Genomic DNA, 23133 nt, shown 5'->3' on the forward strand with positions numbered 1-23133 from the left:
CGGACCGATGGAGTTATAATAGGGAAAGAAGTCCCTGGCTATTATTTTCAAGTTAAACGTGTTATCTGCCGTATCGGCGCGGCTTGTCTGCGCGCCGCGTGTTTTATCATCGCCCAGAGAGAGGAACAAGTATGACAGACAGATTCACCCCCGCCGCAAAGATTCTCAAGAGTTATGATTACGACAGCTCCAAGCTGATACCTATTCTCCAAAAAGTGCAGGATGAATACAAATATCTTCCCGAAGATATTATGCGTTTTATCGCCAACGAGTTGGATATTTCCCCGGCCAAAGTGTTCGGCGTAGCCACTTTTTTTGCGCATTTCGCCATTACGCCCAAAGGCAAGCATATTATTAAAGTGTGCAACGGCACCGCCTGCCACGTGAAAGGTTCTTCTTTCGTGATTAACACGGTGAAAGACAAATTAAAACTGAAAGACGGACAGGAAACCACCGACGATATGATGTTTACGCTGGAATGCGTTTCCTGCCTGGGGGCCTGCGGGCTGGCGCCCGTGATGGTGATGGACGATACGGTGCACGGCCAGATTACTCCGGCCAAAGCCGTGGAAATTATTGATTCCGTGATTGCTTCGGAGGCTAAAAATGCCCACTAAGAACATTGAAAAAATCGCCAAAGATTATAACGACGCTTACAAAAAAATCACCGGCCGCGTAGTCATCTGCGGCGGAACGGGCTGCATTGCGGGCGGTTCAATGAAAGTATACGAAGCTTTCCAGAAAGAAATGGAAAAACGCCACATCGGCTTCTGCCTGCAAATCACCAAAGACTGCCACGAAAACTATTTAAGCCTTTCCGGCTGCCGCGGTTTCTGCGCCATGGGGCCGCTGGTGAGCGTGGGGGATATTTTTTACACCAAAGTAAAACCCGAAGACGTGGCGGAAATTGTGGAAAAAACGCTTTTGAAAGGCGAAACGGTGGACCGCCTGCTCTACCATAATCCCGTAAACGACCAAAAAGCCAAAACCGTGGCCGACATTCCTTTTTACGCCAAGCAGGAACGCATCCTGCTGCACGACTGCGGCCGCATTAATCCCGAAGATATCAACGAATACATCGCCCACGGCGGCTACGCCCAGGCCAAGCGCGCGTATACCGAAATGACGGACGAAGAAGTCTGCAAAGAAATAATTGCCTCCGGCCTGCGCGGGCGCGGCGGCGGCGGATTCCCGACGGGTAAAAAATGGGATTTGACCCGCGTGGAACCCGGCCCCAAAAAATACGTCATCTGTAACGCCGACGAGGGCGACCCGGGCGCGTTTATGGACAGAAGCGTTATGGAAGGCAACCCCAACGCCGTGCTGGAAGGGATGATGATTGCCGCGCGCGCCATCGGCGCCGACGAAGGCTATATCTACGTGCGCATGGAATATCCGCTGGCCATTGAGCGCGTGCGCACCGCCATTAAACAGGCCGAAGAGTTGGGCCTTCTGGGCGAAAACATTTTCGGCTCCGGCAAGAATTTTAAAATTAACGTTATGGAAGGCGCGGGCGCGTTCGTCTGCGGCGAAGAAACCGCTTTAATCGCTTCCGTGGAAGGCAAACGCGGTATGCCCAAAATTAAACCGCCGTTCCCCAGCCAGCGCGGCTTGTTCGGTAAACCCACCGTCATCAATAACGTGGAAACGCTGGCGACCGTGGCCAAAATTATGGAAATGGGCGCGGAGGAGTTCCGCAAAATCGGTACGCTGGGCAGCCCGGGCACCAAGACGTTCGCCGTAACGGGGCACATCGCCAACACCGGCCTGGTGGAAGTGCCGATGGGCACCACGTTAAGGCAGGTGATTGACGACGTGGCCGGCGGTACGACCAACGACGACGGCACCGTCAATAAATCCGCTTTTAAAGCCGCGCAGATCGGCGGCCCTTCGGGCGGCTGTTTAACGCGCGAACACCTGGACCTGCCCCTGGATTTTGACTCCTTAAAATCCGCGGGCGCGATGGTCGGTTCGGGCGGCCTGGTGGTGATGAACAACAAGACGTGCATGGTAAACGTCGCGCGCTTTTTCCTGGAGTTTACGCAGCGCGAATCCTGCGGCAAATGCGTGCCGTGCCGCGAAGGCACGGAGCAGATGCTTACGATGTTAAACGACATTGTGGAAGGCCGCGCCACGTTAAAAACGCTGGAAAACCTGGAAGACCTGGCCAAGGCCGTGCAGAAAGCGTCGCTCTGCGCGCTGGGCAAAACGGCCCCGAACCCGGTGCTCTCTACGCTGAAACATTTTAAAGAGGAATACCTCGCCCACGTGGTGGACAAACGCTGCCCCGCCGGCGTGTGCAAAGCGCTTGCCCGGTTTGAAATCCTCGCCCAGAAATGCAAAGGCTGCGGCATGTGCAAACGCGCCTGCCCCGTGCAGGCCATCACCGGCGAAGTGGGCAAACCGCACCACATTGACCCCAAAAAATGCATCAAATGCGGCGGCTGCAAATCCACCTGCAAATTCGGCGCGGTCGTAACGGGAGCGTAATTATGGAAAAAGAACAATTTGTTACCATTGAAGGAAAAAGAATTCCGATTGAAGGCGAAAAAAACCTGTTGGAACTGGTCCGCAAGGCCAACTTCAACATTATGACGTTCTGCTACCATCCGGAGCTGGCCGCCTACGGCGCGTGCCGGCTGTGCCTGGTGGAGGTGGAAGGGATGGGCATCGTGGCGTCGTGCACCGTGGCCCCCAAGGCGGGGATGAAGGTGCGCGTCAACAGCGACGAAATCCGCCACCTGCGCCGCATCAACCTGGAGCTTCTGCTTTCCTCCGGCAATCACGACTGTACGCTTTGCAGCAAGTCCAACAATTGCAAACTCCAGAAGCTGGCCAAAGATATGGACGTAACGGAAATCCGTTTTAAATCCAAAAAGCTGGACAGCCATAAAGACGCCACTTCCCCCGCCTTGGTGCGCGACCACAGCAAATGCATTTTGTGCGGCAACTGCGTGCGCATTTGCAACGAAGTGCAGGGAATCGGCGCGATTGATTTTGCGTTCCGCGGGTTCCGCTCCAAAATCGCCACCGCGTTTAACAAAGAACTCGGCCAAAGCCACGAATGCGTGTCCTGCGGCCAGTGCGCGCGCGTATGCCCTACGGGCGCGTTGATGCCCAACTCGTCGGAAATTGAAGAGGTGTTTAAAGCCATTAACGACCCCAAGAAAAAAGTGGCCGTGCACATCGCTCCGGCGGTGCGCGTGGGTCTGGGGGAAATTTTCGGCCTGCCCCAGGGGCAGAATGTGGACGGCAAAATCGCCGCCGCGCTGCGTATGCTGGGGTTTGATTACGTCTACGACACCGCCTTCGCGGCCGACCTGACGATTGTGGAGGAAGCCGCCGAATTTTTAACGCGCTTTAAAAACGGCACCAACCTGCCGCAGTTTACCAGCTGCTGCCCCGCGTGGGTAAACTATGTGGAAAAATTCGCGCCGGAATTTATTCCCAACCTCTCCACCGCCCGCTCGCCCATGCAGATGATGGGCCCGGTGCTGAAGGCGGATTTTGAGGAAAAAGGCGGCAAGCGCGAAGACCTCGTGGTCGTGGCGGTGATGCCGTGCTCGGCCAAGAAATCCGAAGCCAAACGCGGCGAGTTCTACGTGGACGATAACCCGGATACGGATTACGTCGTTACCACCGTGGGCCTGGCGCGTATGATTAAAGAGGCGGGCATTGATTTCGTGAACCTGGAAAACGAATGGTTTGATATGCCGTTTGGCACCAAAACGGGCGCGGGCGTGATTTTTGGCGCGTCCGGCGGCGTGATGGAAGCCGCGCTTCGCTATGCGCTGGCGGAGCTGGACCCGGCCAACGCGCGCAGCGTTAAATTTTCCAGCCTGCGCGAGAGCAAAGTATTTAAAGAAAAAACCGTTGAGGTGGGGGACGTTAAAATCCGCACCGCGGTGGTAAGCGGCCTTAAAAACGCGCGCAAACTGTTGGATGACATCAAAGCCGGCAAGGACCATTATGATTTTATTGAAGTAATGTCCTGCCAGGGCGGATGCGTGGCCGGCGCCGGACAGCCTCAGTTTGACGGCTGGGCCCCGCGCAAAAAACGCGCCGAAGGGCTGTATCAGGAAGATACGGAGCTGGCGTACAAGTCGCAGGACAACAGCGGCGTGCTGGCGCTCTACGGACGTATTTTGGATAAAGTGGGCGGCCAGAAAGCGCACCGCCTGCTGCATACGCATTATAAAGACCAGAAGGACCGCACCGGGCAGAAAAAATAACCGGATGCGTCTGTTTTGCCGAAAGGGGCGGGGATTTTTCCCCGCCCCTTTCAGCTGCCGGGTTGGGCGGAAGGGAGTTAAAAAGCTACAATATTATATATGCTTAACTGGAAAGGATTTATTTGCGGGATTGTTACGTCCGCCACGTTCGGGCTCATTCCGCTTTTTACGCTTCCGCTGATGGCGGCGGGGATGAATGTGCCGTCCGTCCTGTCTTACCGCTTTTTTATTTCCATGCTGATGATGGGCGCCTTTTTGTTCGTGATGCGCCGTTCGTTTCGGGTAACGCGGCGGGAAGCCGCCGCGCTGGCGGGGCTGAGCCTGCTCTACACCGGTTCGGCGGTGTTTTTGTTCTGGTCCTATCATTACCTCGCCAGCGGCATCGCCACCACGATGATGTTTTTGTATCCCGTGTTTGTGGCGCTGATTATGATTGTCTTTTTTAAAGAGAAAAACTCGTTTTGGACGATGTCCGCCATCGTGCTGGCGGTGTCCGGCGTGGCGATGCTTTCGTGGAACGGCGAAGCGGGCGGCGTGAGTTTTACGGGTATCTTGCTGGCGGTGCTGTCCGGCCTGTCATACGGCATATATATCGTTTCCGTAAATAAATCATGCGTGCGGGATATGGCTTCCGCCAAGCTGACGTTCTACGTGTTTTTATTTACGGGGCTGTTTATGCTGGCGGGCGCATACGCGATGGGGGATTTACAGCGTATTCCCACCTGGCGGTGCGATTTGAATTTAACGCTTTTGGCGCTGATTCCCACGGTGGTTTCCAACCTGACGCTGGTGGCCGCCATCAAGTCTATCGGGTCCACCTTTTCGGCCGTATTGGGGGCGATGGAGCCCGTAACGGCGATGACCGTGGGCGTGTGGGTGTTTGGCGAGCCGTTTACCCGGATGACCGCCTGGGGCGTGGCGCTGATTATTTTGGCGGTCACGCTGGTGGTGCTGGCGCCGGCTTTGGAAAAGGGATACCGGCTGGGAAAATTATTCTATATTACGAAGGTGAAAGGGATACATCCCGACATCATGCCGTATCATTGACGGGTTTTTGCTACAATATAAAAAAATCGCAGGAAAGGAGATTATATGGTTCTTGGACAACGCGGTTCCATCCACACGATTGTCTTGGGGTTGGTAATTATAGTAGGTTTCGGAATAGCCCTGGGCTGGCCGCAGTATCAAAAGCATAAAACGGTGGCCTCCGCCCAGCGCGCGCTGGATTTGGGTAAAGCTTTGGCTTTTGCCGAAGCCACCTATAAAACACAGCACGGCGCGTATACGCCGGATTTTGCGCAGCTGGGGCTCGCCCTGCCGTGCCCGGTGGTGCGGGACGGGGATAAAATTGAAATGGAGTGCAGCGATTACGTCTACCGGCTGGAAGAAGGCGGCGTATTGCGCGTACAGCACAAAGGCCTGCCGAAATGGTTTGATTTGGACTTGGCGAAAGGTTCCGTGGACTGCTCGCACGAAGACGGTTCCATCGCCGGCAGCCATATCTGCTCGCGCGTGGATTTAACCGGTGCGGCGCAGCCGTAGTTTGATGGGACAAATTAAAATTTTGTAAGGAGACTCTCTATGAAAAAAGCATTGGCCGCATTGTTGGTACTGCCTTTGTTATTCGCCTGCTCGCCCAGCGTGAAACGCGTGGAGACCAATCTGGTCAAAGACGTAAGCGGCGGCTGGAACGATACGGACGCCCAAATGGTCGCCCAGGAAATGATTACCGACTGCCTGCAGGGCGGCTGGTATAACCGCTTTTTGACCCGCAGCGGCAAAGAGCCCACCGTCATCGTGGGTACGGTGACCAACAACACGATGGAGCATATCAACACGGGCGTATTTATTGAAGAAATGCAGCGCGCGCTGATTAACTCGGCCAAGGTGGATTTTGTGGCCTCCGCCGCCGAACGCGGCGAAATCCGCACGGAACGGCTGGAGCAGGACGAATTCGCCTCTGAAGAAACCCGCAAGGCGTTCGGGCGCGAAGTCGGCGCGGACTTTATGTTAAGCGGCGTGCTGAACTCCGTGGTGGACCAGTCCGGCAGCAAGGCGGTGGTGTTCTATCAGGTTAATTTAAAACTGATTAACATTGAAACGAACCAAATCGTCTGGAACGGGCAGAAACAAATTAAAAAATACGTCAAACGCAGTAAAGTAACCTGGTAGGATTTTTTATGAAGGCGCGCATATGTTTGTTGGGGCTGGCTTTGGTTTGCTCCGCGTGTGCGGCGCCTTCTTTGCGTTATAAAACCGAAATCAACCGTTTGTCCGCCGCCGGCAAATTCCGGGAAGCGGACGAACGGGTAACGGCGAAAAAAAATAAACTCTACAAAAAGAAGGACGCCGTGCTGTTTTACCTGGACCGCGCCGCCCTGCTGCACGACGCGCAAGACCCCGCCGCCAGCGACGAAATGCTCGCCTCCGCCCAGAAGTATATAGACGAACTCTACGCCAAAAGCGTTTCGGCCTCCGCGGGCCGCTTGTTGATTAACGATTTAACCACCCCTTACTACGCCGCCAATTACGAGCGCGCGCTTACATATTATTACCGCGCGCAGAATTTTCTGCAGCGGGGAGACGTTTCCTCCGCCGCCGTGGAAGCGCGCCGCGCGGTGTTCTTTTTAGACCATTTGCGCGCGGACAAACGCAAAGGTTATAACGACGACCCTTTTGTGCAGTATTTTGCCAGCCTGGTGTTTGAGTCCGTCGGGCAGCTGTCGGACGCGCGCATCGCGCGCCAGAACGCCTTTAACGCTTACCGGCGGCTGGGCGGAAAGCTGGGCGTGTCCGCGCCGGAGTTTTCCGTACCCAAAAACGCGGGCGAACTGGGGGAAGTGATTATTTTCCACTATAACGGCCTTCTGCCGCTTAAAAAAACGCAAACGGTTCAAGTCGCCTGGAGCGAAGCGGCGGCGATGGCTTCTTCGCCGCAGGAAACGACGGATTCCGTCTCCCCCGAAGTGCAGAACGCGCTTGCGGCCGGGCTTTTCGGCTCGGCGGTAACTTTGTCTTACCCGGTACTGGTTCCACAGCCCTTTCGCGTGGCGTCTTCTTTTGTGGAAGCGGGCGGCCAGCGGTACGTTACCCAAAAAGTGGCCGATTTTGCGGGTGCGGCCAAAATGGATTTAGACGAAAAACTGCCCGGTATTTGGTTCCGCACGGCCACTCGCGCCGTGGCCAAACAGGTGGCCGCGGCCCAGGCCCGCCAGGCCGCCCGTTCGGCGGCTAACGACGATACGGTGGGAGATTTGGCCGGAATGTTCGTCAGCGCGCTGGGCGCCGCGCTTGAAAAAGCCGATACGCGCCAGTGGTTTACGCTGCCCGCCGAAGTGCGGATGACGCGGCTTTTTCTCACCCCGAAAACGCAGGATATAAAACTGTTGTTTCGCGACGGATATGGTAATATAATAGGAGAACACGTGTTTGAAAACGTGCCGGTGGAACGCGGGGGGAGAATTTACCTGCACCACCGTACGGCAAATTGAGAGGGTATATGAAAAAAATCATTTTATGCGCCGCGGCGCTGGCGGTATGCGCGTGCGCGGGGCTTAATAAAAATACCGTAAACTATCAGATGTCCAAGTACGACTCCGCCAAGTATTACGTGGTGGCCGGCGAAGGGATGAATAAAACCGAAGCGGCGAGCAACGCGCTTGAAAATATGCGGCGCGAAATGGTGCAAAACGCGCCCGCCGCGGCCAACCAGGGCGTAGTGCCGGATTTGATGGCCAACGCGTCGGCCGACAAAGTCTGGCGCGACCAGGACGCTTCGGGCAAACATTTTTATGCGCTGGCGGTTCTGCCGCGCAGCAGCGCGCGCAAAATTTTAACGCCGCTGATGGACCAGGCGGACGCCAAACTCGCCGGGCTGGCCGAACAGTTTACTTCTCCGGCCGATGCGCTGGCGGATTTAAAAATCGCCTATAAAATGGAGCCGCTGGCCGCCCGCCGCGCCGCGCTGGACGATTTGTACCAGTTCTTAGACGCCGGGCAGGAGAGCTATCAGCCGGAACGCTTCGCGCAGTATAAGAACATTTTAAAAGAAAAAATGGCGGCCGTGCTGGTGGCGGTTGACGTGGAAGGGGTGGAATCGGAAGTGATGGTCACGTATGTGGTGGACGCGCTGAACCAAATGGGTTTGGGCGTGGTGGACCTTTCCGATCCCGACAAAACGATTTTGGTGAAAATAGCCACGGATGTGGACGGCTACGATTCCCAAAAAGTGCAGGGCCTGGTGTGGTGTTCCAGCGGCGCGTCCGTAAGCCTGGTGGATGCGGCGCGCGGGGTAACGTTCTCGCGTTTTAATGTGCACGAACGGGCCGGCACGTCCCGGGCGGCGGATTCGCTGCGCAAAAGTATGCAGAGCGTGGGGGAACAGTCCGCCGCGCAGATTACCCGCCGGCTGGAAGCGTATTTGAAAACGAAATAGGAGAGAAATACACATGAAAAAAACAATGATTTTAGCTTTACTGTTTGCGCCGGTGCTTTTGTCCGCGCAGACCGCGCCCGAAACGGCGCCCGCCGCCTCTGCCGACGCTTCGTCCGCCCAGGTGCAGGATCCGGCCGAACGCAACAAAATGCTCTACTCGCTGGGTTTTTTGCTGGGGGACAATTTAAAACGCCAGCTCGTGCTGGACAACGAGGACGACTACAAAGCCCTCTCCCAGGGTATGCGCGACAGCCTGCTTAACAAAAAATCGCAGACGGATTTGGAAAAATACAAACCGCAGATTATTCAGAAATACCAGGACGACGCCAAAACCATTTCCGCCAAGCGCGAAGCCGAACAGCAGGAATATATGGCGAACTTTAAGAAAGAAAAAGGCGTAAAAACGCTGGATAACGGCGCGATGATTAAACTCAGCCGCGCGGGCAAGGGCAAAACGCCCAAGGCCGACGGCTCGGTTAAAGTACATTATACCGGCACTTTAATTGACGGCACCAAGTTTGACAGCTCCCGCGACCGCGGCGAAGCGTTTGAAACCAAGCTGACCGACGTCATCCCCTGCTGGACCAAAGCCCTGCAGCAGATGAAGCCCGGTTCCCGCGCCAAAGTGGTCTGCCCGCCCGATACGGCGTACGGCAACCGCCCGGTGGGGCAGATTCCGCCGAACTCCGCGCTGGTGTTTGATATTGAGATGATTGAACTGGGGATGTAATGTCCAAGGTAAGCTATATTTTGATAGCCGTTATGCTGGCCGCGCTCTTGTATATGGGCGCGGTCCGCGGCTATCAGGTATACGAACGCAAAGCGGCCGAAAAAGCCGCCGAAGAGGCCGCCAACAAGGGCGTATTTACGTTTCAAAACGTACCGGTTACGCTGGCCGCCCCCCTGCCCGAACCCGTCAGCCGCCCCGTAGTGTTTGACCCGTCCCAAACCGCCATTTTCCTGGAAGACGCGCCGCTTTCGGACGAGCGGCAGAAACAGCAGGCGCAGGAGACCATCGCCTCCATTTTGGCCGATTACGAGCAGGACCCGAACATACAAAAATTCAACCGCGACCTGGCCGCCGCCACGCAAGGCGGCGTGGAGGACCTGGGCGCGCTGGGCGGCGTAGAGCTTGTAAAGATTTTAAAAGAAAATCCGCAGGTGGGCCGGGTGGTGCAGGAAAGTATGAAAAATCCCGCCTTTGCCAAGACCATTGAGCAGATTTTTACCAACCCTCAATTTGTGGAAAGCGTCAAGCAGCTGCAGGGCGCCGGACCGGTTGAGGCCGCGCCGCAGACAAAAAAAGCTGAATAAGAACGGAAAAATATTGTATTCTATAGAATATCAGGAGGTTTCCCTGTGCTCAAAATTTTTCTTAAAGCAGCTATTTTAGTCTTTATCATTTTAAGCATCTACTTTATCGTTAATCCTTCCGCCTGTTCCAACCTGATGCTCGGCCGGGTAACGAATTCAACGGATACCGTGCCCACGGTGGAAAACCGCGCGGACGACCATAGCGAGATGTTCACCCCGTCGGGAGACCGCCCGCTTGAAACCGCTCCGGCCCACCAAGGCGTATTTGATACGAATACGATGAACCCGGATGCGCAAATCCCTTCCTATACGCAGGAAGCGATTGATTATGCCGTGGCCAGCCGCTATGTGGAGCTGGAAAACGAATACACCAGAAATAATACGGTGGGCAAAGATACGGCGAAAGAGATTTCGTACATTGTGATGGACGATTTTGAACTGACACAGCAGGAGTGGGAAGCTTTCCTGCAGCGCGCTACGGAAACGAACTTGTTTAATAAGGTCCGCAGTGAACTGCCGCCCCCATCCGTTGCGCCGGCGCAGTAGTTGATTTGTTATGATGAGCAAAAAAACCGCTTCTTATAGAAGCGGTTTTTTTGTTTGTCCTGTGCGGGAAAAGGAAGATTAATGGACTGCGTCCGAGCCGTACACGGTATGGAGCAGAGTACAGTTTAAACGCACCCGGGAATTCCCGGCCTGGAAGCTTTGTCGTTTTAGAAGGGCGCGTCCCGGCGGGAGAGTGTGGCCTAAACCCGTCCATTAAACGTGTCTGGGAATCCCCCGGCCTGGAAGGCCTAGTGGGGGAGGCGGCCCGCCAAAAATTCGGCTACGGGGCGGGTATGCTTGATTTTGCTCAAGACGATTTTAATGGAAGCCGTAATCGGCACGGAGAGGAAGGCTCCCGGTACGCCCCAAACGAGCGTCCAGAAAATAAGGGAAGCCACCACCGCCGCCGGATGTAAATCCATCCCTTCGCCCAAAAAGCGGGGTTCTAAAAGGTTGCCGATGGTGAACTCCGTGGCGGAAAGCAGGCCGATAACCAGAAAGAACTGCGGCCCCAGCCCAAACTGCAGGAACAGCACGGGTACGGGCAGCAGCACGGCCACAATGGAGCCCACGCTGGGAATAAAGTTCAGCAGAAATACAAATAATGCAAACAGCGCCGCCAGTTTAACCTGAAACCCGAATAAAATAGCCGCCGCCACCAGCCCGGTAGCCAGCGAAGCAATCAGCTTAACGGACAGATACACCGATACGTTCGCCAGCATTTCTTTAATGGCGGGGTTGGTAATCGGGGGCGTTTTTTTGCTGCCGAAGAGGAAAAACGTCATAAACAAAATAATCAGCGTGGTGTTGGAAATTAAGCTGAAAAGTTTTCCGCCGAAGTTTTTAAGCCAGTTGAACAGCGGCAGTTCGCGCAAATACGTTTCAATAAACTTCTGGTCCAGCGTAATGCCGTGCTGCTGCAGGCGGGAGATCAGGTCGGTAATCGTATCAATCAGGTTCTGGCGGTATACTTCGGCCCCTTTCAGGAAGGTGCCCACGGAGTTGACCGTAAACAAAATAACGCCCGCAAAAAACGCCGCGCAGAGCAGGATGGAAATCGTCATGGCGAGCCAGGACGGAAAGGAGAACTTCTGTTTCATATACAGCGTCATCTGCGCGAGGATGGTGTAGAGGAATATGGAAATAACCAGCGGAATAAGCAGCGATTTGGTGTATACCAAAAACGCGGTTACTATGCCGGCGGCGATAATCGTCAGGCATACGGCGCTGGCTTTTAAATAGTAATGGGTTGTTTTGTCAGAAAACATACGGCCCCCTGTTTCGTTCGGTTTTTTTGGCGATTTCCCGGGCCAGAAAGAGTATTTTTCCGGTCAGGCTGGAAACATCGTTTTGGCAGGAAGTCAGCAGCCATACGTTTAGTTTGGCCGCGGTAAAACTTTTATAGTTCTTGCAAAATAAGTCATACGCGGTGGTAAATTCGTCGCACGCGCGGGAAAGCGTTTTGGCGCGGCTGTTTAACCCCTTGGCCGGCAGGGCCAGGTCTCCGGTCCATTCGGCGTCTTTGCGGGAGCGGATGTCCGTGCGGGCCCCGGTCCAGAACGGTTCGCCTTCGTCCAGCTTTTGGCGCAGGCTCAGGCAGTACTCGTTAAACTGGGCGGCGAAGTCCGCGTCCCGCACGTCTATATTTTTGTGCAGCTGCTGCACAATTTGCTCCAGGCGGCGGTTGAACTCGCGCAGGTTTTGCGCGGCGGCGTTTAAATCGGCACGGAGTGCGTCGCACCGGGCGGAAATTTGTTCCAAAAGTTCTTCGCAGTTCATAACAGGGGGAAGTTAATGGTAAAAATAGAGCCGAGCCCCCGGTCGGACACGACGCTGATGGACCCGTTGTGCAGGTCCAAAATACGTTTTACCATGGGAAGGCCCAGTCCCCAGCCGCTGATTTGGCCGGTGAAATAGTCGTCCACCTGGTAGAACGGGTCAAAAATGCGGCTTACGTCCTGCGGGCGGATGCCGGCGCCGTAGTCGCGCACGGAAATGGAGATGCTGTCTCCGTGGTTGGCGCACTGTACTTTAATGATTTTCTCCATTTTGTTGTTAAATTTAATCGCGTTGGCCAAAAGTTCGCGGATGCACAGGCGCAGCATTTCTTCGTTGGCGGTAACGCTTAAACGTTCGGGGCAGTCAATTTCCACAAACGTGCCGCGTTTGATGGAAGCCTCGTCCCGCGGCGCTTCGGGTACGGCGGTCTCTTCTTCCTGCGCGATGGCTTTGGCGGCGCAGTCTTTGATAAGCGGTTTTAAATAGACGGGCTGTTTTTCAATGCCTTCGTTCTGTGCGGCGGTTACTTTGTTAAAAGCCACCAGCTTGTCCACCAGAAGGGACATCCTTCCGCCCTGCTTGTTGATTTCTTCCAGCGCTTTGGCGGTAAAGGGCGAAAATTTTTCTTTCCCGGCCTGGGAGAGGATGGCTTCCGAATAGCCGTTGATGATGGAAAGCGGCGTTTTGAGCTTATGCGAAATAAGCGTCAGCGCGCGGGAAGAAATGGCGGTGTTTTTTTCTTCTTCTTTCATATGCCGCTCCTAAAAAGATACCGCCAGACGGGCGTATAAAATGTCGCGCTTGTTGTCGTTATGGATGGTGCGTACGTGGTTGTAGGCGATGTCCGCGCTGACGGCGCGGGCCACCGTAAACGAGTTGCCCACCATAAACGAATGTTCCGGGTCGGCGGTGTAATACTCGCCGTAGCGGTAACCGAGGTATAAGGTGGAGTGGTTGTCCGTCCACATACGCGTAATGCGCGCGCCTAAGGTGTATTTGGCCAAATCGTGCACGACGTCAAAGGTTTGGGTAAAGGCCAGTTCCTGCTGGTCCATCACGCCGCGGAAAGACTTCAGCCTGGTGATGCCGTCCGGATATTGGAACACGCTGGCGGCGGCTTCAAAACCGAACGCGCGGAAAAAGTTTTTATGCAGGCCCAGGGTGTAAGCCATCTGGGAATAGTTTTCGTCGGATTCGGAGCCGTCGTCATAAAACGCGGTGCCTTTCTGGCGGGCGTACGCCACGCCGATGTACGCGTGGGTGTAAAGGTCGTTCACCTCGTCGTCTTCCAGCGTCATAATAAACTGGGTGGCCAGGCCGTAGGCGGAAGCGTCCTGATAGGCGGGATTATCGCTTTTATTCTTAAAATAATAGAAGGGCGTGATGTTGATTTTAAGCAAGTCAAAATCCATCCGAAACGGGACGTTGACCGAGTAGATGGGGTCTTTAAAATCCTTTTCTTTGATGTATTTCGCTTCCACGCCGGCCAGCAGGTTAAGCGACAGCGCGGCCGCGGCCCCCGCTCTTACCTGGTCAAAACGGGAGGAACCGATATAAGCCGCCGACACGTCTACCGTACGGGCTTGCAGGGCGGCGGAAGAAACAGCACACAGCATAAAAAATAAAATGAGTTTTTTCATATATTCCATTTAACCAAATTTAAAGCCGTTGCGGGGCGTTTTTTAGCTATACGGGGCTTTCTTCTTTTACGGGGGGATATTTTGTAGAATAAAGAAGATGAACAAAATCCTTTTACTCTCCCTTTTCCTGTTCGGCGGCGTATATGCGTACGCGGCGCAGATTATCCGCGGGCCTTATATTGAGGACCCGACCCAAACCACCATGATCGTCAAATGGCAGACGGACGAAGCCACGCCCGCGTGGCTGGAATACGGCCCCTCGCCGCGCTGCAACCAGATTATGACGGTTACGCCCGAAGGCACCCAGCATAAGGCCATTTTATACGGCCTCGTGCCCAACCAGGATTTCTGCTACCGCATATATGTAAACAATTCCGCCAAAGACGGCGTGCAGGAGCCCGTTACGGGCACGTTCCGCACGCTGTATTCGGCCGAGCGCAAGGTGGTGAATTTTCTGGCCCTCGGAGCCACGGGGGAAGATATCCCGCTCCCCTCGCTGGACGGCCTTCCGGTGCCGGACGAAGCCGCCATGGCGCGTGCCGGGCTGGCGGCGCTGATGGAGCAGGAAGAAAGCGATTTTTTAATTCACACGGGCAACATCACCCACAGCGGGCTGAACCAGGATGCCGACCGCGAATTTTTTGAACCGTTTAAAAACGTGCTTTCCAAGAATCCGTTATTTGTGGCGCTGGGCCCCAACGAATACGGGCCCGACCGCGAACAGCGCGAAAGCAAATCGTTCCTGCGCACCAACTATTCCCGCTACCACGATATGACCTGGAGCAAGGCCACGCCGAAGTATTATTCCTTTGATACGGCCAACGCGCGGTTTATCTTTTTAGACACCAACGTGGCCGAAGGCGCGGTATGGGCGCCGGAAATCGGCGAGAAATCCGCACAGACGGAATGGCTGAAGTCCACGCTGGCTACGGCGGGGGAAAAGTGGAAAATCGTGGTGATGAACGCGCCCGCGTATTCCACCGGCGCACGCGGAAGCAATAACGAAGTGGCGCTGAACTGGGTGAAAATTTTTGAAGATTACCGCGTGAAGCTGGTGATTCAGGGCGGAGATGCCGATTACGAGCGCACCTTCCCGATGTACCGCGGGGAACCCAATGCGCGCGGCGTAACGTATGTTACGCTGGGCACCGCCGCGCCCGCGCCGGGCAAACGGCAGCATTCGGACGCGTCCACCGCACGTTTTGTGTCTACGCGGCATTATGCGTCGGGCAAGATTGTGGACCGGAAACTGACGCTTAAAGTGTACAGTGATAAAGGGAAGCAGTTGGACACCCTGGAGATTTATCTGTAGATTAACAGCTTTCGTATGAGCAGATTTACGTACACGGACCAAAGAGGAAATCTTTGGTCCGTGTTATATGAGGATATAAAATAACAATCCCCCGGTGAAAACCGGGGGCTTTGATTGCGCCGTAAAACTAATTTAACTGAATTTTGGACATCATATCGTACATAATGATACTGGCGGCGGCTGACGCGTTTAAGCTTTCCACGCCGCCTTTTTGCGGGATGGAAACGATTTCGTCGCAGTTTTCGGCCGTTTTTTCGCGGATGCCGAATCCTTCCGAGCCGATTACCAATACGGCCGGGGAAGCGTAATCCACCGTGTTAATGGGTTTGCCGGCCATATCCGCGCCGTATACCCAAAAGCCTTCTTCTTTGAGGTCGGTAAGCGCCGCGGAGAGGTTGGCCACTTCTACGATATTGATGTTTTCAATCGCGCCGCACGCCACTTTATACACCGCCGGCGTAATGCCCACCGTGCGCCGCTGCGGCAGGATGATGGTGGAAAAGCCCAGGCAGGCCGCACTGCGGATAATCGCGCCCAGGTTCTGGGGGTCGGTCATCTCGTCCACGGCGAGCCAGAGGTCTTTTTTGTTTCCGTCGGCTTCGTAGAGCGCGTTGGAAAGCTTCATCAGTTTGATGGGCTGGATTTTAGCCATCACGCCCTGGTGATTGGCGTTGCGGGTCAGCCGGTCCAGCGTTTTGACGTCAATGCGGTCAATTTTTACATTGTTTCTTTTAGCCAGGCGGATGATTTCTTCCACGGCGCGGTGTCCGGCTTTGTTGTCGGACACATACAGCTGGGTTACGTTGCGCTTTTTGCTTTTCAGCGCTTCCATCACCGGGTGAATGCCGTAAATCATATCCAGATTGTCGTTCATTTTTGCTCCTCAGCCGATTTCGGACGAGCCGAAGCTCATTCCCACTTCCAGCGCGGCTTGTACTTCTTCGCCGTGCGGATCGACCAGTTTAAGTTTGGAAATAGCGTCCGCGATTTTTACTTCCGTAATCTGGAAGCTGCGGAAGGCGGCCATATAGCCGAATTTGCCTTCCAGCACCATATCAAGCGCTTTCGCGCCGTAGAGGGTGGAGAGCCAGCGGTCAAACGCCGTGGGCGTGCCGCCGCGCTGGGTGTGGCCCAGCACGCACGCGCGGGACTCAATTTTCGTGCGGTCTTCAATCATATTGCTCAGCTTGTAGGCAATACCGCCCAGGCGGATGGGGTCGGTGCTGCCGGCCAGCGTGCGGGCGACGGTCTGTTCGCCCAGTTCGTTTTTCGCGCCTTCGGCGGCCACCACGATGCTGAAGGTTTTGCCTTTGCTTTTGCGGTCCAGAATATAGTTGACGATTACGTCGTCGTTGTACGGGATTTCGGGAATCAGCACAATGTCGCCCCCGCCGGCGATGGCGGAGCGCAGGGCAATCCAGCCCGCGTAGCGGCCCATGGTTTCAATAATCATCACGCGGTGGTGGCTTTGGGCGGTGGTGTGCAGGCGGTCAATGGCTTCGGTGGCGACGGCGAGCGCGGAGTCAAAGCCGAAGGTCTGGTCGGTGGCGGAAAGGTCGTTGTCAATGGTTTTGGGCACGGCCACGATGGGCATCCCCAGGTCCACAAACTGCTGCGACATATGCAGGGTGCCGTCCCCGCCGATGGTAATTAAAGCGTCCAGCTGGTTTTCTTTAAAATTATGCAGTACGACCGAAGACAAATCGCGCGGCGTCTCCGGCGAGCCGAACGGCGGCAGCGTATAGTTAAACGGGTTGGCGATGTTGCTGGTGCCCAAAATGGTGCCGCCCATGGTTAAAATGCCGGAAACGGTGTCGTCGGTAATCGTCAGGTATTCGTTGCGCACCAGTCCGTCAAAACCGTTTTTAAACCCCAATACTTCAATGCCGTGGCGCAGCGCGTTTTTGCTTACGGCGCGTACAACGGCGTTTAAGCCGGGGCAGTCGCCGCCGGCGGTTAAAATCCCAATCTTTTTAATGCTCATATCCCCTCCGAACTACAAATACGCGGCCAGGCCGCTTAACGCCCACAGTACGAAAAATTGTCCGTCAATCAGCGTTTCATCCTTCACGCTGCGGGTACTGCTCTTGCTATAGTAATATATTACAATAAAAACCGTGTACAGGTGGCCGATGAGCAGCATCTCCACCAGGGCGGGTTTCCACGTAAGCGTTAAGAGCGTAGCCAGCGCGGCCGTCAGCGCCAAAAGAATCAGCGTAACGGCCCATTTGGTTTTTTTCATGCCGAAGGCTTTGTAAAAACTTTCGCGTCCGATGATTAAATCTTTATTGGCGGACGTAAATCCCAGCGTAACCGAACGCATAAACACCAGTAAAATCGTATAGAAAATAGCCAGGTACGAGGCTTTGCGCAAGAGCAGCCCGTGTTCGTACGCGGGCAGGAGCGCGCAGGTAAACGCCCAGCCGAGGGCGGTTACTATGTCTTTCGTGCCGGGCAGGGAAAGCAGCTGCAGTTTGAGCAGGTGCCTGAACGGATAAGCAAATCCGGCGGCCAGGAACAGCAGGCACAGCGTCAGCGCGCCGCCGCCCAGCAAGAAAGCGGTGCCCGTTGCGAAGAGGCCCGAAAGAATGGCCGCGGCGGTTAAAAAGCGGCGGTTTTGGCCGGGTTCGGCTTCGGCCGCGCGGTTAAACGCGGTGAGCGCATAAACAAACAGCCACGAAAAAGCCAGCAGGCGGCTGTCGGCCGGTACGCCTTCCAGGCGCATACACACATAGGTCAGCGCGGAAGCGGCGAACGCCGTGTAAAAACAGTTGCGCACCAAAAAGCGCCATATTTTCCCGGCCAGACCGGACAGGCGGGACGTGGCGTTGGGCTTGCGCAGTTCGCGTACGCGCGCGGCCACGCGGTCAATCACCCAGTTGGGGGTGGAAGCGCCGGCGGTGATAAAAATTTTCTTGGCGTGCGTAACGGGCGCGGCTTCCAGTTCGTCTTCGGTTTCCACGTGCAGGACGGCTGGCGCGAGGCCTTTGCATAACAGCGCCAGGCGCGCCGTATTGGCGCTGTGGCGGCCGCCCACGACAATTACCAGGTCCGCGCTTTGGGCGAGTTCAATGGTTTCTTTCTGGCGGTCTTTGGTGGGCTGGCAGATGGTGTTGGAAATTTGGCATTCGTCCGCGTGTTTTTTGATTTCTTCGGCGGTCTCGTAAAATACGCTTTCTTTTTGCGTGGTTTGGGAAACGACGTTTACCTTGTCAAAATGCGGCAGCCGGGCGGCTTCTTCCGGGCCGGAAACCACTACGCCTTTGCCCTGCGTGTAGCCTAAAAGCCCGATCACTTCGGCGTGTCCGCCGTCGCCCACGATGACGGTATGATACCCCTGCTCTGCGTATTGGGCGATGATGTTCTGCGCGTGTTTGACGAGCGGACAGGTGGCGTCCACCACTTCCATTCCGCACGACTGCACTTCCTGCTGGAAGCGGGGCGTAATGCCGTGCGCGCGGATGACGAGCACGCCGGATTTGTCGGCGGCGTCCTGCGGGCGGTCAATAGAAGTGATTTGTTTGGCGGCCAGCATATCGGTTACCTGCTTGTTGTGAATCAGCGGCCCGATGGTGTAAACCGGTTTTTTGCCTGCGGCCTCCAGCTCAAGCACTTTGTCAATGGCGCGTTTTACGCCGGGACAAAAGCCCGCGCTTTTGGCGACGGTGACGTCCTGTTCTTTTTCCATACTTATATTATAGGAAATTAGGGCGCGCGCGTCCGTTCGGGCCGGGTTTATTTTTTCTATAATTTAACTATGAATAAAATGATGATGGGTTTGGCGGCGTTTGTGCTGCCCTGCGCGGCGTTTGCCGGCGCATACGGCGATATGTTCAAAAACGGGCATCTCCGTTTTGACTATACGCCGCAGGAAATTTCCGCGCTGGAAGCCCGCGCGGCCGATGAACTTAACCAAAATCTGGATTTTCTGGTGCGTATTCCCGCCGGCGACCGGGACTTTAACAATACCGTCCGCGCGCTGGAAGACGCGTACACTTCGTATTGGTTCGTGCCGAAAAACCTGTCGCTCCTGGCGTATTTTCACGAGAACGCCTCCGTGCGCGAAGCCGCTTCCGCGCTGGAAGCCAAAGGCAGCCAGGCCAAGGCGGCCGTATTTGCGCGCAAGGACGTGTACCGCGCGCTGAAGGAATATGCGGAGGCGGCGCCCGCCCTTTCGCACGAGGATGCGCGCCTGCTTGCCAAATGGATGGAGCGCTACGAGCGCGCCGGGATGGCGCTGGACGGGAAAGACGCGGCCCTCTACGCCCGACTCAATACCGAGCGGCTGGAAAAAATCACGCGCTATAACGTAAACCTCAACAATTACAAAGACGAGCTGGCCGTTACGCGCGAAGAGCTGGACGGCCTGGGCGAGACGTTTATCAACCGCCTGGAACGCACGCCGGACGGCAAGTATATCGTTACGCTTAAATACCCCGATTACAATCCCTTTATGGCCTCGGCCAAAAACGAAAAAGCCCGCAAAGCCTTACAGGAAAAATTTGCGCGGCGCGGCGGGAAAGAAAACGTAAAACTGTTGGAAGACACCCTGGAACTGCGCCGCAGGCAGGCCGCGCTTTTGGGGTATAAGCGCTACCCGGATTATGTGCTTCCCGTGCGGATGGCGAAAAACTACAAAACGCTGGAACAGTTTTTACAAAACCTGCAAAAAGAAATTACGCCGCTGGCGCAGGCGGAATTAAAGAATTATTTAAAGCTTAAAGAAGAAGAGACCGGGCGGAAAGCCACAGAAATGACCGCCTGGGAACTGCCGTACTGGAGCAATCAGTACAAGAAAAAATACTATCGGGTGGACAGCGACAAAATCAAAGAATACTTCCCGGCGGACAAAGTAATTTCCGGGATGTTTGATACGTTTGGCAAACTCTTTGGCGTAACGTTTGAAAAAGCGTCTTTACCCGTGTGGCACCGGGATGTGGCGGTGTACCAAATCAAAGATAAAAAAACGGGCGCACTGATTTCCAATTTTTATATGGACCTCTACCCGCGCGACGGCAAATACACCCACGCCGCCACCTGGAGTTTTGTGGACCGCTTTGAACTGCCGGACGGCTCCTTCCAAACGCCGTCGGTCGTTATCGCCGCCAACTTCACGCCCGCCGGTAACGGCGTGCCTTCCCTGCTGGAACACGGCGAGGTGGAAACGCTGTTCCACGAGTTCGGGCACGTGCTGCAGATGTCTATGGCCACGTCCAAATACGCCACGCTGACCGGGGACAACGTCGCCTGGGATTATATAGAAACCCATTCCCAGCTGCTGGAGAACTGGGCCTGGCAGCCCGAAGTGTTAAAAAGTATTTCCGCGCATTATCAAACGGGCGAACCGCTGCCGGACGGGATGATTGAGGCGTTGGTTAAGTCCAAGAACGCGGGCGTGGCTTCGGCCTTTATCCGCCAGAACTTTTTGGGTCAGTTTGACCTGGCCGCGCACGCGGCGGACACACGCGTGGATACCACCCGGCTTTACGCCCGGATGATGAAAGACATTACCGGCGTGCCGATGACTCCCGGCACCTGGCCGCAGGCGAGCTTTGGGCATATTATGTCGCTTACGGACCCGTATGACGTGGGGTATTACGTATACGCCTGGTCTTTGGTGATTGCGGAAGATATTTTCGGCGAGTTTGAGCGGCAGGGCCTGTTTAACGAAGCGCTCGGCCTGCGCCTGCGCGAGTATGTCTATATGCCCGGCACGGTGTATGACGAAAATGAAATGGTGGAAAAATTCCTGGGCCGTCCGTATAATGACCGGGCGTTTTTAAAGAGCCTGGGTATTGAGGCGAAATAGTTTGGACCGGTAAAAAACCGCGCTTTCTAAAAAGCGCGGTTTGTTGTCTAAAGAAAACCACCGGCTAGGCCGGTGGTTCAGAGTAGGTTCTACCGGACCCCGAGACAAAAAAACTCCTTTTGTATAATAAATTGCCTGTGCTAGCAGGCAATTTAACAAAAGGAGGTCCTTAACATGGATAAGGACATAAATAAATTATCACATACAAGCTGGAATTGCAAATATCACATTGTGTTTGCTCCGAAATACAGGCGACAGGTGTTCTATAAGCAAAAAAGGGTTGAAATAGGAAGAATACTGCGCAAGTTATGCGAATGGAAGGGAGTAGAGATAATAGAAGCGGAAGTATGTCCAGAGCATATACACATGTTGTTATCAATCCCCCCGAAATATAGCGTAGGGAGCGTAATGGGGTATATAAAGGGGAAAAGCAGTTTGTTGATATACGAACGGTGGAAGAATATGGAGTACAAGTATAAGAACCGGGAGTTTTGGTGTAGGGGGTATTATGTGGATAGAGTGGGAAAGAATAAGATAAAGATAGCGGAATATATAAGAAACCAGTTGAGGGAAGATAAGCTGGGAGCGCAGCTGCCGTTTGACAAGAGTCCCTGGGAGACGCGGGCGACAGGCTGTTGAGAGGCGTTCCACGCCTGGCTAGTAAGGAGGGGCAGGGCCCCAATGTGAAAAACCCCCGGCTATGCCGGGGGATATTTATTGTTGGTGTTTAGGGAAAGTTTAACGGGCCGTCCAGTTATTTAAAATAAACCACGACAGGAAGGACATCCCGAGCAGTACCGCCAGCAGTACGATAATCCACATGCCTCTCCAGCCGTTTCCTTCCCGCATCTGGACGGGATTCTGCGGCGTGCAGAGCGCTTTTAACATGGCTTCGGCGCGCTGTTCGGCGGCGTCCTGGGCGGTAGGCGTCAGCGTGGCCGTGGTGGAGGGGTTGGCCTGGTCCAGCTTGAGGATGACGTTTTCAAATTCACGCAGAATCTGAATGGCGCGGAAACGGAATGGCTGGAACTCGGCGATGGACATTTGCGCATTTTCGTGATACACAAGCGCATTGTCGTTCAGCTCCAAATAAATATTTTTGCGGGTTTTTAACAGCCCGATGATAAACGGCGTGAGCACCAGCGCGGCGGCCGGGGTGGGCGCGTGGATGCGGTAGCGGCTGTCTATGGCCGGGATGTTGGTTTTCATCAGCGCATATTGGGACGGCGCAAACGGCGAATCAATCGGCGCGATTTTTAAAGCGGGAAACTGGCGTTTTTTGAGTTCCGCCGTAAAAATCGTAATGCGCGCGGGTTTGGTTTTGGGGTTGTCGTCGGCGTAGATATTATCGTCCGCCACGCGGATGAAGGCCAGGTTGTCGGAGCACGTACACACGTTTTGGTATTGGTGGAAAAACAGCGTGAAAAATTCCAGCCGCCCGGCAGTCAGCTCGGTGGTGACGGAATCTTTTTCGCGGTCAAAGCGGCAGCCGTTCAGCTTGGCCATCCGCGCAATTTGCGCCGTGCGCGTGCGCGTAGTAGCCGCCAGGCCGGCTATTGCGGCCAGTACAAGTAAACCCAGTAAAATGTTCATATTCATATAATACCAAAAAGAAATGAATTCTGAACGGCGGAGATGTCTGCCGGGCGCGGCCGTTTTGTCTTTTTATGCTGGTCTTAGCATATCTCCTTGAGTTGTTTCCATTTAACTAAAAGTACCGTTTATTGCTTTAGCCCTGGTTGAGGCACGCTGCGCGCCGCCAGGACCCCAAGGCCCGGACCCTGCAGCTGGCCCGGCGGGTGCGGCTTTTTGGACTCGTTGTTACGGTGCTTGGCAACATTGTTTAGACAGTGTGGCCCAATTCGTCGGATGGCACCGTCAGGGAAAGGGAGGACGGACCCTGCGGGCGGCTTCATACCCCCTTTGTTGTTCCCATCTAATTAATAGCACCGTTTATTGCGTTAACCCTGGCCAGGCCAGATTGCCTGCCCCCGGCAAGGGGGTTGATTTGTTTTTTTTTTTTGATACAGTGGGAAAATACGGCCCGTCTTGTTTGGCATTTTTAT

Annotated in this window: 22 protein-coding genes; 14 read left to right on the top strand and 8 right to left on the bottom strand. The window is 54.8% G+C overall.

The window, feature by feature from the left end:
• Positions 1-131 precede the first annotated feature (131 nt).
• From ACQY36_RS02180 to ACQY36_RS02230, 11 genes are all read left to right on the top strand, one after another.
• Positions 132-617: an NAD(P)H-dependent oxidoreductase subunit E gene (locus ACQY36_RS02180; RefSeq protein ID WP_428056119.1), complete on the top strand. Its 486-nt coding sequence runs from the start codon at positions 132-134 to the stop codon at positions 615-617.
• Positions 607-2490: an NADH-ubiquinone oxidoreductase-F iron-sulfur binding region domain-containing protein gene (locus ACQY36_RS02185; protein ID WP_428077514.1), complete on the top strand. Its 1884-nt coding sequence runs from the start codon at positions 607-609 to the stop codon at positions 2488-2490. The genes ACQY36_RS02180 and ACQY36_RS02185 overlap by 11 nt, the downstream gene beginning before the upstream one ends.
• A gap of 2 nt (positions 2491-2492) precedes the next feature.
• The gene (locus tag ACQY36_RS02190) at positions 2493-4232 is read left to right on the top strand and encodes a [FeFe] hydrogenase, group A (protein ID WP_428056123.1); all 1740 of its coding nucleotides are present in this window, start codon (positions 2493-2495) and stop codon (positions 4230-4232) included.
• A 99-nt stretch (positions 4233-4331) separates the two neighbouring features.
• Positions 4332-5279, top strand: coding sequence for a DMT family transporter (locus tag ACQY36_RS02195; protein ID WP_428077515.1), 948 nt, complete (start codon positions 4332-4334; stop codon positions 5277-5279).
• A 45-nt stretch (positions 5280-5324) separates the two neighbouring features.
• Positions 5325-5774, top strand: a complete 450-nt coding sequence (locus tag ACQY36_RS02200; RefSeq protein WP_428071049.1) for a hypothetical protein — start codon at positions 5325-5327, stop codon at positions 5772-5774.
• Between the two features lie 39 nt (positions 5775-5813).
• Positions 5814-6404, top strand: a complete 591-nt coding sequence (locus ACQY36_RS02205) for a penicillin-binding protein activator LpoB (RefSeq protein WP_428056129.1) — start codon at positions 5814-5816, stop codon at positions 6402-6404.
• An 8-nt stretch (positions 6405-6412) separates the two neighbouring features.
• Positions 6413-7723 (top strand): hypothetical protein, encoded by a 1311-nt coding sequence (locus ACQY36_RS02210; protein WP_428077516.1) that lies wholly within the window; start codon positions 6413-6415, stop codon positions 7721-7723.
• 8 nt (positions 7724-7731) lie between these two features.
• Positions 7732-8667 carry a hypothetical protein gene (locus ACQY36_RS02215; RefSeq protein WP_428077517.1) on the top strand — a complete coding sequence of 312 codons (936 nt, stop codon included), beginning with the start codon at positions 7732-7734 and terminating at the stop codon, positions 8665-8667.
• A 13-nt stretch (positions 8668-8680) separates the two neighbouring features.
• Entirely contained in the window at positions 8681-9397 is a 717-nt protein-coding gene (locus tag ACQY36_RS02220; RefSeq protein ID WP_428077518.1) for an FKBP-type peptidyl-prolyl cis-trans isomerase, read from the top strand.
• Entirely contained in the window at positions 9397-9981 is a 585-nt protein-coding gene (locus ACQY36_RS02225) for a hypothetical protein (protein ID WP_428077519.1), read from the top strand. Before ACQY36_RS02220 ends, ACQY36_RS02225 begins: the two co-directional genes overlap by 1 nt.
• Before the next feature lie 45 nt (positions 9982-10026).
• Entirely contained in the window at positions 10027-10527 is a 501-nt protein-coding gene (locus ACQY36_RS02230) for a hypothetical protein (protein WP_428056139.1), read from the top strand.
• Between the two features lie 248 nt (positions 10528-10775).
• Here the strand turns inward: ACQY36_RS02230 and ACQY36_RS02235 are convergent, their stop codons facing one another.
• The 4 genes from ACQY36_RS02235 to ACQY36_RS02250 are packed head-to-tail and all read right to left on the bottom strand — an operon-like array spanning position 10776 to position 13946.
• Positions 10776-11795: an AI-2E family transporter gene (locus tag ACQY36_RS02235; RefSeq protein WP_428071692.1), complete on the bottom strand. Its 1020-nt coding sequence runs from the start codon at positions 11793-11795 to the stop codon at positions 10776-10778.
• Complete coding sequence (locus tag ACQY36_RS02240; RefSeq protein ID WP_428077520.1) at positions 11785-12306, bottom strand: hypothetical protein; 522 nt, start codon at positions 12304-12306, stop codon at positions 11785-11787. The genes ACQY36_RS02235 and ACQY36_RS02240 overlap by 11 nt, the downstream gene beginning before the upstream one ends.
• Positions 12303-13058 carry a sensor histidine kinase gene (locus ACQY36_RS02245; protein ID WP_428071688.1) on the bottom strand — a complete coding sequence of 252 codons (756 nt, stop codon included), beginning with the start codon at positions 13056-13058 and terminating at the stop codon, positions 12303-12305. The genes ACQY36_RS02240 and ACQY36_RS02245 overlap by 4 nt, the downstream gene beginning before the upstream one ends.
• Before the next feature lie 9 nt (positions 13059-13067).
• The gene (locus tag ACQY36_RS02250; RefSeq protein ID WP_428077521.1) at positions 13068-13946 is read right to left on the bottom strand and encodes a hypothetical protein; all 879 of its coding nucleotides are present in this window, start codon (positions 13944-13946) and stop codon (positions 13068-13070) included.
• 97 nt (positions 13947-14043) lie between these two features.
• On the opposite strand from ACQY36_RS02250, the gene ACQY36_RS02255 reads away from it, so the two are divergent.
• On the top strand, positions 14044-15258 hold the full coding sequence (locus tag ACQY36_RS02255) for a metallophosphoesterase (RefSeq protein WP_428077522.1): 1215 nt from the start codon (positions 14044-14046) through the stop codon (positions 15256-15258).
• 127 nt (positions 15259-15385) lie between these two features.
• Here the strand turns inward: ACQY36_RS02255 and rlmB are convergent, their stop codons facing one another.
• Genes rlmB through ispH form a run of 3 tightly spaced genes read right to left on the bottom strand, consistent with a single transcriptional unit; the run spans position 15386 to position 18946 of the window.
• Positions 15386-16132: a 23S rRNA (guanosine(2251)-2'-O)-methyltransferase RlmB gene (rlmB, locus tag ACQY36_RS02260; protein WP_428056151.1), complete on the bottom strand. Its 747-nt coding sequence runs from the start codon at positions 16130-16132 to the stop codon at positions 15386-15388.
• Positions 16133-16141: 9 nt separating this feature from the next.
• Entirely contained in the window at positions 16142-17242 is a 1101-nt protein-coding gene (locus tag ACQY36_RS02265) for a 6-phosphofructokinase (protein WP_428071685.1), read from the bottom strand.
• Between the two features lie 12 nt (positions 17243-17254).
• On the bottom strand, positions 17255-18946 hold the full coding sequence (gene ispH / locus ACQY36_RS02270) for a 4-hydroxy-3-methylbut-2-enyl diphosphate reductase (protein ID WP_428077523.1): 1692 nt from the start codon (positions 18944-18946) through the stop codon (positions 17255-17257).
• A 69-nt stretch (positions 18947-19015) separates the two neighbouring features.
• On the opposite strand from ispH, the gene ACQY36_RS02275 reads away from it, so the two are divergent.
• Together ACQY36_RS02275 and tnpA are read left to right on the top strand one after the other, a co-directional pair.
• Positions 19016-21067 (top strand): M3 family metallopeptidase, encoded by a 2052-nt coding sequence (locus ACQY36_RS02275; RefSeq protein ID WP_428077524.1) that lies wholly within the window; start codon positions 19016-19018, stop codon positions 21065-21067.
• A gap of 174 nt (positions 21068-21241) precedes the next feature.
• Positions 21242-21706, top strand: a complete 465-nt coding sequence (gene tnpA, locus ACQY36_RS02280) for an IS200/IS605 family transposase (protein WP_428077138.1) — start codon at positions 21242-21244, stop codon at positions 21704-21706.
• Positions 21707-21805: 99 nt separating this feature from the next.
• Here tnpA and ACQY36_RS02285 read toward each other — a convergent pair whose 3' ends face one another.
• Positions 21806-22660 (bottom strand): hypothetical protein, encoded by an 855-nt coding sequence (locus tag ACQY36_RS02285; RefSeq protein ID WP_428077525.1) that lies wholly within the window; start codon positions 22658-22660, stop codon positions 21806-21808.
• Positions 22661-23133 lie beyond the last annotated feature (473 nt).

The organism is Candidatus Avelusimicrobium alvi (genome assembly GCF_958451995.1).
Taxonomy (GTDB): Bacteria; Elusimicrobiota; Elusimicrobia; order Elusimicrobiales; family Elusimicrobiaceae; genus Avelusimicrobium; species Avelusimicrobium alvi.